Raw genomic sequence first — 12,746 nt, 5'->3', positions numbered from 1 at the left:
AAATGGGAGGCTCAGGCGTCCTGGGCCGGGGCGGTGTTCAGCCCTAGCTCACCCAGTACACGTGCACGCGACTCATCGTCGGCAAGCACGCCTTCGATAGCCTTGCGAAAGGCCGGTGCGTTACCCAGCGGGCCTTTGAGGGCTACCAGTGCGTCACGTAGTTCCATCAACTTTTTCAACTCAGGCACTTGCTCGACCAAGCTGGCCGGGTTGAAGTCCTTCATCGAGTTGACCCGCAACTGCACAGCCAGCTCATCAGTGTCGCTGTCGTCCTGCAGACGGTTAGGCACACTCAGCGTCAGGCTCAGCTCCTGCTTGGCCAACACTTCGTCGAAGGTCATTTTGTCGATACTGATCGGCTTGCGATCCTCAACCTTGCGCTCGTCCACTCGCTGGGTATAGTCACCGATCGCCATCAACTTCAGCGGCAGTTCGATCTCCTCCTGAGCCCCGCCTGTAGCAGGCTTGAAGGTGACGTTGATGCGCTCCTTCGGCGCTACCGAGCCTTCTTTGGCCATGGTGTTTCTCCTTTCGGTTGCGGCCCTTGGGCCTATTCGAGTACCACTTCAAGATCGAGATGGCACAGCCGTCGATAAATCTCGTCCTTGCGCTCGCGGACGGCATGGTTCTGCGGCAACAACTCACAGCAGCCGTGCAGCAGGTTCAACACCTCGAGCACAAGGTCAGGCTCCCAGGCATGCACACCCGAACGCTGGAGTTCCTGGTCGAGGGTTTCGAGCTGAGTCTTGGCCAACTCGTATTTCTTGGCCATGAAGCACAGTCGAGCCATGCTCAACTGCCAAAAAAAACGCGTGCGCCCTCCATGGGCACTTCTCAAGCCTTGCTTGAGATGGTGTACGGCAGCCTTCAGCCCCTCCTTGCGCAGGATGGGCTGGGCAGCCTCCAATGCTTCTTCCCATTCAGGTTGATCGCTACCAACTTCAACCTTGCGCGGCACCTCAGTACTGTGCAAATGAGGCATCACCTGCGCACTGATCCAGCTACGAGTGGCAGGGTCGGCAAACGGTGTACTGTCGTAAAAACGCAATTCGACTACGCCTGGCAGGCGCTGCAGCAACAAGGCAAAGTGAACTTCCACTTCACGCATCGCCTGCTCAGCACCTAGCGCCTGCAGGCACTCCCAGACCAGGCGCTGGCCGTCGAACCAGAATGGCGCCCTGGCCAGGCTGGCTTCCAGCTCAAGCAGAAGATCAGCGTACTGCCCCTGCTCAAACTGCTCCTGATAAGCTCTCAACTTGTCGCCCGGCAGCCCGCGCAAAGCCGTGACCTGCTCGGCATTGCGCTCTGGCATTACATCAATCGGTAGCCACAACAACGTACGGTTCAGGCGCAAGGCACGAAGATCAGTCGCTTTCTGACGCAGCCACCAGGCACACAGCGGACGTGCACCCTCCTGCTGTGCACGCAGCGCTTTGTGGGCATCCTTCTCGTTGTCAATCGGTGCCCCGGGCGTAAACAGCTGTGCCGCCGCCTGTTTGACCTGAGCCACTACCGCACCGACAGTGCCGGCCTCATGCCGATCATCGTCGGCACGCTTAAGCATGCTGTTCAAGCGTCGGCAGACAGGTAACAGCAACGGTGCGTCGTCACCCAGGTGTACCGTCAGCGCCTTTTCCAAGCCCTCCAGATGCTCAAGCACGCAGCGGAACAGTGGTTGCTGCTCCTTGACCGGAATCGTCTCGCTCAAAGCCTGATCAAGGCGCGGCACCAACCAACGCATGGCGGCACTGCGAGTACGCAGCTTCTGTGGATGAATATCCGTCCAATACTGCTCACAGAACACACGCAACAAACCAATGCCCGCCAGAAGCCCCGGAAAGGCTTCACGCTGATACAAGGCCCACGTCAACCAGACCGCAACCCGCAGATCCTTGGACTGGTCACGCAACAGCGTTTCACTACGCTCAAGCACTGCCATCCAGTCGACCTGACCACTTTCATGCATGGACTGCGCCTTGCCCAGCTCAGCCTCCAGCGCCTCGAACTCAACCGAAAAGCGCACATCCTCTCCCGCAAAGCCCCCTGGTGAAACAGAACGCTTGGCAAGTTCAAGGTAACGAGCAGAAAGTTTAGATGAGTACGACATCCACCAACTTCATAAAAAGGAATCAATCGTCTGAATGCACGTAACTGCAAACCGAGCGGACTGATTCTTAAAAATAAAAACAGCAGCAAGCAGGCGCCAGGCATGCCAGTAAAAAATATCAACCTGAAAGTAAAAAACCTGACACCGAAAAGAATATCCCCCCAATAGATATTTCCTTAAAGAGGATGTTTCCCATGGAGCTGTAGGAATTTTCTTTAATTCAAAGGAAATACCTAAGAAAATGCCGCATGACCTCCCCTGACACAGCGCTGCGCGGTTCGCAGAGCCAGTGGATAATCCGCCCCACTAACACTAGCGAATGACTGCGCCACGAGGACCGCTGGCAATCAAATGAGCCCCGCAAGCGGTTTTCATGCCATCGAGTGCAACGGGGACACCCTCAACGGAATAAGTGCTACTGCCTTCGACTATTGGGAAAATACCCTTGCAGAGCGGGCAACTGACATTGTGACCGACGCCCGCAATGGGCTTGCCGTTGAGGTTAGTGTGGGTAAAGGCTTCAAGTACAGTTCCACCATGACTGGTGGTGTCGCCTAAGCGGATGATGTCCTTCATCGTGCTACCTCCTTTCTTACGAAGTCGTTCCCTATTAATTGTGCGGTGGCAACATCACGTAACAGGCTCTGAATGCCTTTATGCTGAGCACGCCAGACGATCTCGCCTTGTTGGTTGGTCAGCTCCTGCGGGGGTACTGAGGTGGTCGCATTGGTACCAGAGCAGTTCAGCGAAAGGCATAGCCTTGGGTTGGGTGGTCAACAGCGGGTCTTCGTCGAGGCGGTAGTGATCGCTGTGCGCTGGTTATCTATGTAGGCTCATACACCCATGACCGATAGCCTGCACCACAAAAATCGCTGATCTCAAGAATCCTCAAACATGCTCTTGTACCAATATAAGCCAGGATCCTTGATCCAAGAAAATTTTTTACTATCCGCCAAAACAGATAATGGAGCCAGACAAATCCCATAGCGACTGAGTAACGCAATAAGCTCCTTTGTCATTGCATTACTAAGAACCCTCCGATCAATTTTCACAACCAAAAAACAGCCTAATCCGCTACAGCTTTTTACTGCTAAAATTTCATTCAAGCCCAAAAAAATCGCCGCTCATCACCCTTCGATAAAAATCTGACCAATTTAATTTTAACTTCCATCCCTCATCGCCTCCTACCACCGGGATAAACATTTTCATAGTCCCCACCCGGCATTTGAACATCCCAGTGAGGCCCACTATGAGCATCTGGGCCTTGACCAGTAGGCACCCATACATTGTCCTCTTTATCTACCCAACCGGCACCGCGACCATCATCAAGCCTTGCCCACGCTTCTCCATTTTTACAATCACAAAACCCTTCAGTATTACCAGGCTCACCAGGAGCTTTCGCCCCCTTTGAATCATATGCATCTTTGGATGGATTTTTTACTTTGTACCGACAGCCTTATGCTCATTTAGTTTTTACCAACCCTAGCAAGCTCTGCCGCACGGAAAGATTTTGGCCGACGCCCGCAACGGACTTGCCATTCATGTTAATTTGGGCAGAAGTTTCAAGCTCGATGCTACCATAATCGATGCTATCACCCAAAGGGGCGAAACTCTTTATAGCCCTGCCTGCTTTCCTGCAGAATCTTCTTGTTTTCCCTTAGGCAGTGATTCGGAACTCCTAGCGAAAGAAGAATCAACCATGGCTAATACTCTTCAAAAAGCTTACGACCCTGCAATCCAGCCAAAAACAAAAACCTCTATCTCTGAGAGATTTTTTACATTACCAATCACAACCAATTCCTCACCACCAGACTTAGCCTCACCATACGATACAACATCCACCACATCATCACTAACAACAACCCTCAGAGAATTACCACTAACTTTGTTTTTAGCTGAAAAAATCGGATTACCATCTTGAAATGACTGACCATCCGTAAAAGCAGCCCTATAAAACGGAACCAAAAAATCAGATCTATCCCCTCCTAAAAACTCCAAACTAGAATAAAAAAAATTTAAAAAATAACGCTCCAAAGACATATAAATCAAACTGTCTTCCAAATAACTCTCAAACATATAAACTACTCCCCAAAAGCCTTCCCAGAGATGACCTCTATATCTACGCGCTCACGCCTAGCGCCCTTAACCATAAAAGTTTTACTCACCGGAGCATCTACCCCACCACACTTGCAAGCACTCAAAACAAAATTATCTGCCTTTTGAAATGCTTCCTCTCGCACAGAGAGACTTCCTTTATCTAATTTATTTTTTAACTCCTCGAGCTTCGCCCTAGCTTCAATTGCTGTTAGAGGGGAGTCTTGATTCCAAGCCACAGATTCCTCTAGCTTTTCGCCCTGCGCTTGAAACCTACCTCTATGCGCAGCCAGCCCCAGCGGATCAATCCAAGAAACCGGATTCGGCGCATACACATACAGGTTCAGCCCACCCGCATAACCAATCGGATCCTTGCTGATAAACCGCCCGACCAAGGGATCATAGTACCGATAGCGGTTGTAGTGCAGGCCGGTCTCGTGGTCGTGGTATTGCCCCTGGAACCGTAGCGGGTTCTGGATGCCTTTGTGCTGTGCCCAGTCCGAGCGCTGCACCTGGGTTTAACCCCAGGCCGTGTGCTGTGCGCGTCAAATAGTCAACAGGTATCCTGTTGAAAACCGATCTAGAAATTCTCTACACTCACCCGTCAGTATCACCCAAACGACTTACAATTATCACTGCATGCAGAGATTAATTGGCTTCATAGAGATAGAACCTGCTATTTAACTGGCAGCTTCAATGATTCAACCCACTTATTAGGAACACCATTAAAATAATCACGCAACCTATCCTCCACGTGCACCGGATCCCACACAGCAGCTCGTTCTAACCCCTCGCACTGCTGCCGACACGCTGGAACCTCTGCACCATCTTGATAAAGAGAGAACTTCTTACTAATAGGATCAATCTTAAAAAAAACTGGACTTTCAAGAAGGCTTACATCCAATGGAGAATTACCTATCACCTCCCAACCCCCAGATGAAAAAGCTTTTTTCATAACCCATATCTTAAACAACTCTTTTGACGCTACAACCTGATTAAGCGGGAGCATTTTTTCCGCAAAAATATCGTAAAATAAAACCAATGGAAAATCTAACACCCGAGCAAAGGCAAAACTTCCATTACCCAAGTCAATTCTCAAAATATCACCCGCCACCCACCCCTTCCTATCCACACTCACTCTCCAAATTCACTATTAGCTGAATCAATATAGTGTCCAAGTTTTTTATTTTTTGGCGATATGCCATTTATAGCATTACCTGATGTCCCACCCATTGATTTAGCCCTCCCATTAGCTTCAATAAGCTGCTGCTCTCGACCACGAATTGCATCTGCACTCTCTGAGCTTTTATCAAGAATCGCTGGACCATATCCCTGTTTGTTCATATGGTGACCGCTATCTCGTCTCGCAATGTTAATCTCTGGCAAGTCACACCCACATGTTCGACCGGAATAGACCTGCTCAGTAGCTGGATTCATTTTTATATATGTTTGGTATGTCTTATTCGCCAACCCAAACGGATCAATCCAAAAAACCGGATTCGGCGCATACACATACAGGTTCAGCCCACCCGCATAACCAATCGGATCCTTGCTGATAAACCGCCCGACCAAGGGATCATAGTACCGATAGCGGTTGTAGTGCAGGCCGGTCTCGTGGTCGTGGTATTGCCCCTGGAACCGTAGCGGGTTCTGGATGCCTTTGTGCTGTGCCCAGTCCGAGCGCTGCACCTGGGTTTCGCCCCAGGCTTTGTGCTGCGCACGCCAGACGATCTCGCCTTGCTGGTTGGTCAGTTCCTGCGGGGTACCGAGGTGGTCGCATTGGTACCAGAGCAGTTCGGTGAACGGCTGGGCCTCGGGTTGGGTGGTCCACAACGGGTCTTCGTCGAGGCGGTAGTGGTCGCTGTACACCGGCTGTTTGTGCAGACTCATGTTTCCCAGGCGGATGGCTTGCACCACGGGTACGAAGCTGCCCGGTTCGTAGAGGTAGTGGATGATCCGCCCGGTTTCGCCGGCATGGCGCACGGGGCGGTGTTCCCAGGCCAGGGTGTCGCCGTCCCAGCCGTACAGGGTGTAGCCACAGTCGAAGTGCTGCTGGCGTTTGATCCGTTCGTTTTCGTTCCAGCCGGAGCCGGCCAGCGGGCTTGGGTTGAAGTGTGCGACCGAGCGTTTGGACAGGCGCCGACCGAGGGCGTCGTAGGTGTAGTCCACCCGCAGGCGTTGGTCTTCGAATTGCACCAGGCGGTCGAACAGGTCCCAGCGCAGGCGGCTGTGGTCGCCGGTCTGCCAGCGTTCGACCAGGTTGCCACGGGCGTCGTAACGGTGGTGTCGGCCGGCGTATTCGCGCAGCAGGTTGTCCACCTGTTGCGTGGTCCGCGGGTTGGCTTCCAGCGGGGGTTGCGGCTGGCCGTGGGTGTCGTCGAGCCGGTTGCCCGCCGGGTCGAAGGCAAAGGTCTCGCGGCCATGGCGGGTGGTCGCGCTGAGCAATTGCCCGACCCGGTCGTAGTGGTAGCGCTGCGGACCGCGACGGCTGTCGTCCAGGTGGGTCAGTTGGCCGGCACGGTCGTAGTGATAGTCGCGTTTGAGCAGGGTCTGTTGGCCGCGCTGGAGCGTTTGTGCCTGCAGGCGCCCCATCGGGTCCCATTGCTGGGTGTGCAGCAGTTCGTTGCCTTGCTGGCGTTCGATCTCTCGGTGCAGGTCGTCGCGCCGGTAGTGGAGCAGTTCGTGCGCGTCCAGGCGCAGGGCCAGCAGGTGGCCGCTGCCGTAGGTCAGCCAACTGACCCGGTGGCCGTCCGGGCGGACGGTGGCACAGCGTTGGTTGAGGGCGTCGTATTCGTGCTTCCAGACGGCTACCGTCGGGGTCTTCAGGTCCAGGTAGTGCTGGTGTTCACGGGTCAGGTTGCCGGCCAGGTCGCGGAACCATTGCACGCGGCTGTGGGCGTTGCTGGCCATGATCAGTTGGCCGTTGCCGTCGTAGGCGTAGGTTTCCCGCTGTTCCTGGGTGCCCAGCCGGGCGCGGCGTTCGAGCAGCCGGCCCATGGGGTCGAATTCAAGGTCGGTGAGGTGTTCGCCGTTGACGATGCGGGCCAGGCGGCCGGTGTCGGCGGCGTATTGGTAGCCGAGGGCCTGGCCGTCAAAGCCGGTTTCACTCAGCAGGCGACCGACTGGGTCGTAGTGAAACGTGGCGCGCCGGCCGTTTTCGTTTTCCAGGCCGGTCAGGCGGCCGAGGCGGTCCCAGTGGTAGCGCAAGCGCTGTTCGTTGCCGTCGACCCGTTCGGCGATCAGCCCGGCACCGTTGTACTGCCAGGTGGTGCAGCGGTCGAGGCCATCGACATGGGTCAGCAGGCGCCCCTCGGCATCGCGGGCGAAGCGCTCTTCGCTGTTGTCCGGGTGACGGATCAGTACCAGTTGGCCAGCCTGGTACTGGTAGTCGGTGTGCTGCCCGGCGGCGTCACTGAAGCGGGTCATCTGCCCCCGTTCATCGTAGGCCCAGTGGCTGACCTTGCCGGAGCAGTCGGTGTAGCGCGTGAGTTGGCCGGCGGCGTTGTAGGCGAAGGTTTTCTCGTTGCCATTGGCGTCGGTGACCCGCGTCGGCAGGCCCGCCAGGTTGTAGGCGTACTCGGTCTTGTTCTCCAGCGGGTCGGTGGTTTCGATCAGGTTGCCCCGGGTATCGTAGTCACGCAGCCACTGGCCACCTTCGGCGTCGCAGACCTTGGTCAGTTGGTTCAGCTCGTCGTAGGCGTAATACACCACGTGGTGGTCGGGAAGGATGTGTTCGAGCAGGTTGCCGTGGCGGTCGTAGCCGTAGCGGTCGTTGCTGCCGTCGGCGTGTACATGGCGGATGACATTTTTCGCGGCGTCACGGAACAACCACTCCGAGCGCCCGTCGGGGTGGCGGATGCGGTAGGTGTAGCCCTGGCGGTCGAGGTAGTGCCAGGTTTCCTGGCCGTGGGCGTCGGTGACGTAGGTCAGGCGCAGGTGCGGGTCCCAGGTCAGGCGGGTGTCGAAGCTGCCGTCATCGGCCCATTCGCGCACGGCACGGGCCTCGGCGCCCTCGCCCTGCCACTGCAGGTTGAGGCCGCGCCCGGTGCGGTCGGTGTAGCGGTTGAGCAGGTGCTGCTGGTACTGGTAGGTCCAGGCAGCGGCGTGTTCGTCCTCGGCGCGCACCAGATCGCCGGCGTCATCGTAGTGGTAGGTGCAGAGCCGCCGCTGGGCCACGCCGTCGCGGTATTCCCAAAGGCTGCGCAGGCGGCCTTGCTCATCGAGTTCGGTGCCCAGGTGGCGGTGCAGTTGCGAGAGGTCATCCTGGTAGGTGTACAGGTCGGATAGCCGCGCCGCCTCGCCGTACCGATGCTCATAGCGCAGTAACAACCCGGCGCCGCTGCGCAGCAGCACGTTGTTCAGCCGGTAGTGTTGCCCGTGCTGTTCGTAGACTTCCTTGCGTTCATGGCCGTAGATCAGCACCAGCAGGCCCTTGCGGGCGTGCATCAGCACGCGGTTTTCCACCCCGTCGACGTGCGCCTTGCCCACCTTGGGCAACGGGTAGGCGTGGCTGCGACCGTCGGCATCGTGGTACAGCAGGCCGTCGTCGACGCAGTCGAAGCCGGTGGTGAAGGCGCTGATCCAGCGGGCACCGAGCAGGCCCTGGTCATAGGCCGCCAGCCGCGAGCAGTAGGTGCGGGTCCAGTTGATCGGATAGGTGCCCGGCAGGCTGAAGTCGGTGTGGCTGAGGGTTTCGGTGCCCAGGGCAAAGCTGATGCTGTTGCAGGTGCCGCTGCACGCGCCGTTTTTTCGCGGGTTGGGGTTGGCCGTCACCGGCGCCTGCTGGCGGGTGGTTTCCAGCAGGCCGTTGGGGAGTTGGTGGCGCACCTGGGTAACGCCATGGGGTTTGATGTTGATGCTCTGGCCATGACGGCGGCGATGCCGCCAGAGGCTCACGGCCTGTTCCAGGCGCTGCAGCAGCCAGGCCAGCGTGTGGGGGCTGCCCGGGTCGGTCTGAGTGCTCAGTTGCTGGCGCAGTTGCGGGCCCATCGCACGCAGTAACCCGACCTGACGCAGGGCATGGCTGCGGGCCTGTTCGGGCAGCAGGTGCTGCGCCGCAGTATTGCTCACACCTTTACCGGCGGCCTTGTAGACGCTGTAGGCCGCGTTCAGGGCGTTGTCGATCGACGCCAGCGGATCATGCAGCAGTTGCTGGCTGGCACGGTGCATCTGGTGCCCGGCCAGGTGCAGATCTCCCTGGGCGTCGAGCGTGGCCGTGACCACCCGCTCCAGGCTGCCGGCGATTTCTTCCAGCAAGCGTTCGCCAAAGGTGCTGGCATCGTCGAGCAAACCCGGCAGCTTGCCCCGAGCCTGGCTGACGAAGTCATCGAGGGTGCCGGCCAGGGTGCTGTTCAAGTGCCCCGCCAGCAGCCCGACTAGGGCATCGCCGAATGCCGCCGTCGGGTTGTTGCGTACCTCCTGACGCAGCAGGAACAACGCCGGACGCAGGCTCATGCGCGCAGCGGTCATGCCCGGTGGCAAGGGCATCATGCCGATCAGGTTGATGCCCAGGCTGACCCAGTCCAGCGGGTCGGGCGGGTCGCTTTCCATCAACGTGACGATGTCATTCAAGGCATCGACCAGGGCAATGATATTGCCGGTGATCGGCAGGCCTGCGGCCGCGTTCTTCAACCGCTCAAGGGTAACCAGGCCGCCGCTGATCGATTGCAGCCAGGCATCGAAACGCCCGGCGCTGAGGCCGACGTCTTCAACGGTCAAGGTATTGAGCGGGACGACCGCGATCTGCGGTTCGCGAGGGGGTAGCGTGGAGGAGGGACCGGTCATGAGGTGAGCTCATCCTGGAGCACGTTGTGAATGGAGTCGGGTGGCAAGATGTCAGGGGAAATCTCACTGGCCGCACGGGGTAACAATGCCCCGATGTGCGGTTTGAGTAATCCGCTCTGCAGTGCTGGGAGTACCGGATCGAGCAGCATCTGTACGTCGTTCAACGTCGCCTCGAGCGCAGGTATCTCCTGCATCCACTGCGGCCTTTCGACCAGGCTTGCATCGAGCCAACTGCTTGACGGATCCGGGCCAAACTGCACGCTTCCCGGCCCAGCGGATGCTCCCGAAGCCCCCATGAATCCGGTCTCATCCAGGCATCCTTTCAGCGGCTTCCCCATCGCATCCGCCACCTCGAACCCGCCGGCCTTGATGCCTTGACGGCTGGCATAGCGGTTAAACAGCTCGAGGCTACCCTGAGCCGATAGCGGCGAAGTCGGGAACACTGCAACATTGGTTTTGGGGCTTACGTGAGCAAAGTTGCTGGCATGAGCGCTGTACTGACCACTGGTGGCATGGGTAATACCCGACGCGTTGTAGGTGGTAGCACTGCCGCCGCCCTGGATCACCAATTCCGTCTTGGCCTTCAGGGTGATGCGTTCAGCTGTCGCCGTGACATTGAGTTTTGCCAACAGGTTGATACTGTCCCTCAGGGCTCGCACGTCGATATCACCGGAGGCTGCGACCAGGCGCCAACCCAGGCTCTGCACGAACAGGCGCATACCTCGGCTGGCACTGACCAGCAGGCGCTTACCGATCGCCAGGCTGGTGTGTTCGGTGCTACTCAGCGCCAGGTGCTCGCCGGCAGCCAAGTGCATGGAGCCTGGTGTGGTCAACGCAATGCCGGCGGGGCTGGCCAGCACCAGGTGCGGCTCGACAAACTCTGGAAATATCTCGCGAGCCTGAGTGGTTGGCCCTCGCCCGGATATTCCTTGGTGCTGTCGCTGCAACGCTTTGGCGACTTCGTCCTGATCGCCATGTTCCTGCGCCTGCACATCGCGGGCTTGGTCGGCAAAGCCATCCTGTTGGTCGCTGGCTGTGGCCAGGCGATCTACCGTTTCCGGCAGGTCTTTGTGGTGTTTGCTTTCATGTGGCCGCGGCTCCGTGGTCAACAGTAAGCCGGCGGCGGCACGGACGGCACCGTGGCGATCCGTACGCAGCTCAAAGCCCTCCCCCCGCGGCTTGCCACCCGAGGGCCGGGGATGGGTAAGGTAGCCGAGGTTCAGCGCGCTGGCCCCGTGGTCACTGCGCAGTGCAATACTGATCTCTCGGGTGGTGTCGTCAATGCGCAGCTCGTTGCTGCGGCTACCCTTGTGCTCCTTGCTCTTGACCGTCGCGACGGTCTTGAAGTCAGGTAGCCGGTAAGGCGGAAGATGAACCCCATGAAACAGGCAACCGGTGACTAACGGCCTGTCAGGATCCCCCTCCTGGAAGCTGATCAATACTTCCATGCCAATACGCGGCAACGAGATAGCCCCGAAACCCTGACTGGCCCAGTTGGAGGCCACACGCATCCAGCAGCTGGTGCGCTCGTCGGCCTGGCCTTCACGGTCCCAGAAAAACTGCACCTTCACCCGCCCATAGGCATCGCAATAGATCTCTTCGCCTTCGGGACCGGTGACAACTGCGCTCTGCGTGCCGAACAACCTCGGTTTGGGGTGCTCAAGCGGTGGACGGAATGGGGTATCCCAAGGCGTGGCGACGAAGTGATTACGGTAGCCCTGATGAAAACCGTCGAGGTCAGCCTCGAAATCACTGACGATGGCTTCTTCAAGCACCTGAGGCTGTCGGCCTTCATGGGTGATTTCGGTCAACAGCCACAGGTCGTTCCAGGCAGGGTTGCCATGCTCGGCCAGGCGCAGGAAGTGCCCGCTGACCAGCAAGGGCTGATCACTGTCGCCGTGTGCTTGCTGGTAATCGCTGCGATGGCGCTCCAACGCTCGCTTGGCCAGCAGAGCACCCTGCTTGTCCTGATTGAAATGTCCAGGGTAGCCGTAGTCCTCAAGGTCTGGCCTGGCCTCGCTTTCGGCCTTGCCCTCCCGTTCGAGGCGCGGTGTCTTGAAGTCGTAGTCACGCCGAGTGACGCGGCTGGTACGCGTCTCTACCCGCAGGCCAAAGTGCTTGATCACGGGTACTTCAGCGACCATGCCCGAGTCAGGCTGATAACGCACAGGAGCAAGAACCGGAAACACCGTCTGATCATCACCGAACACCAGCGTGTGCGCTTCGACGCTGTGCTGAAAGTGATAGTGCAAACCGACCTCTTCACTCAGACGCTGGATGAAATGCAGGTCAGACTCGGCGTATTGAACGCAGTACTCGCGCTCGGGATAGACCCCACTCAGGTGAAACCGATAGGTGTTGCTGAAGATGCCGTGCTCTTCAAGCACACGAGCAATGATTTGCGGCACCGTCAGGTGCTGAAAAATGCGTTGGTTACTGCGGTGCGCCAAATAGGACAGACGCGGTCGCAGCGTGATCCGATAGCGCGTCAGGCGCTTACCGGCATCGCCCACGGCAACGCGGTAGATCTGCCCATGTATGCCATGCCCATTGGGCGAAAACTGCAAAAAAGCAAGCTTGTGCAACAGGCCCTCCAGATCGAGCGAGGGTCGTTCACTGACCAGTTCGAGCTCGAAGTGAAACGGCCGGCTGATCGCCTCCTGCCCGTTGAAGGACAGCACCTGAAGGTCATGTTCCAGACCTTCTATGGTCAGGCGGAAATGCGGTTGATTGGCCGGTGCGAACATCCAATGTTCCTCCG

General features: G+C 57.7%; 7 protein-coding genes and 2 pseudogenes. All 9 read right to left on the bottom strand.

Annotated features, from left to right (window positions below; translation table 11 throughout):
- Nucleotides 1-11: 11 nt before the first annotated feature.
- The 9 genes and pseudogenes from tssB to ACZ9H3_RS21415 all read right to left on the bottom strand — a co-directional run bounded on the left by tssB (nt 12) and on the right by ACZ9H3_RS21415 (nt 12,732).
- Nucleotides 12-518: a type VI secretion system contractile sheath small subunit gene (gene tssB, locus ACZ9H3_RS21455; protein ID WP_065760324.1), complete on the bottom strand. Its 507-nt coding sequence runs from the start codon at nt 516-518 to the stop codon at nt 12-14.
- A 32-nt stretch (nt 519-550) separates the two neighbouring features.
- Nucleotides 551-2,107: a type VI secretion system protein TssA gene (tssA, locus tag ACZ9H3_RS21450; RefSeq protein ID WP_330522149.1), complete on the bottom strand. Its 1,557-nt coding sequence runs from the start codon at nt 2,105-2,107 to the stop codon at nt 551-553.
- Nucleotides 2,108-2,419: 312 nt separating this feature from the next.
- Nucleotides 2,420-2,683, bottom strand: coding sequence for a PAAR domain-containing protein (locus tag ACZ9H3_RS21445; RefSeq protein WP_065760322.1), 264 nt, complete (start codon nt 2,681-2,683; stop codon nt 2,420-2,422).
- 598 nt (nt 2,684-3,281) lie between these two features.
- Nucleotides 3,282-3,497 (bottom strand): annotated as a pseudogene (locus tag ACZ9H3_RS21440) (polymorphic toxin type 37 domain-containing protein); the annotation flags it as partial.
- 332 nt (nt 3,498-3,829) lie between these two features.
- Nucleotides 3,830-4,183 carry a hypothetical protein gene (locus tag ACZ9H3_RS21435; protein WP_476222434.1) on the bottom strand — a complete coding sequence of 118 codons (354 nt, stop codon included), beginning with the start codon at nt 4,181-4,183 and terminating at the stop codon, nt 3,830-3,832.
- A 305-nt stretch (nt 4,184-4,488) separates the two neighbouring features.
- Nucleotides 4,489-4,743: pseudogene (locus ACZ9H3_RS21430) on the bottom strand (RHS repeat-associated core domain-containing protein); the annotation flags it as partial.
- 134 nt (nt 4,744-4,877) lie between these two features.
- Nucleotides 4,878-5,315 (bottom strand): immunity 26/phosphotriesterase HocA family protein, encoded by a 438-nt coding sequence (locus ACZ9H3_RS21425; RefSeq protein WP_476222432.1) that lies wholly within the window; start codon nt 5,313-5,315, stop codon nt 4,878-4,880.
- A 20-nt stretch (nt 5,316-5,335) separates the two neighbouring features.
- The gene (locus tag ACZ9H3_RS21420) at nt 5,336-9,985 is read right to left on the bottom strand and encodes an RHS repeat-associated core domain-containing protein (RefSeq protein ID WP_476222430.1); all 4,650 of its coding nucleotides are present in this window, start codon (nt 9,983-9,985) and stop codon (nt 5,336-5,338) included.
- The gene (locus ACZ9H3_RS21415) at nt 9,982-12,732 is read right to left on the bottom strand and encodes a type VI secretion system Vgr family protein (protein WP_476222428.1); all 2,751 of its coding nucleotides are present in this window, start codon (nt 12,730-12,732) and stop codon (nt 9,982-9,984) included. Before ACZ9H3_RS21415 ends, ACZ9H3_RS21420 begins: the two co-directional genes overlap by 4 nt.
- Nucleotides 12,733-12,746: the final 14 nt, after the last annotated feature.

It is taken from the genome of Pseudomonas sp. TE3910 (genome assembly GCF_056279025.1).
The sequence above is the reverse complement of the archived record's forward strand: the minus strand, read 5'-3'. Positions and strand labels throughout refer to the sequence as shown.

Bases quoted from the DNA above. Each gene is read 5' to 3' on its own strand.
- tssB (WP_065760324.1), bottom strand. From the start codon at position 518: ATGGCCAAAGAAGGCTCGGTAGCGCCGAAGGAGCGCATCAACGTCACC.
- tssA (WP_330522149.1), bottom strand. From the start codon at position 2,107: ATGTCGTACTCATCTAAACTTTCTGCTCGTTACCTTGAACTTGCCAAG.
- ACZ9H3_RS21445 (WP_065760322.1), bottom strand. From the start codon at position 2,683: ATGAAGGACATCATCCGCTTAGGCGACACCACCAGTCATGGTGGAACT.
- ACZ9H3_RS21435 (WP_476222434.1), bottom strand. From the start codon at position 4,183: ATGTTTGAGAGTTATTTGGAAGACAGTTTGATTTATATGTCTTTGGAG.
- ACZ9H3_RS21420 (WP_476222430.1), bottom strand. From the start codon at position 9,985: ATGACCGGTCCCTCCTCCACGCTACCCCCTCGCGAACCGCAGATCGCG.
- ACZ9H3_RS21415 (WP_476222428.1), bottom strand. From the start codon at position 12,732: ATGTTCGCACCGGCCAATCAACCGCATTTCCGCCTGACCATAGAAGGT.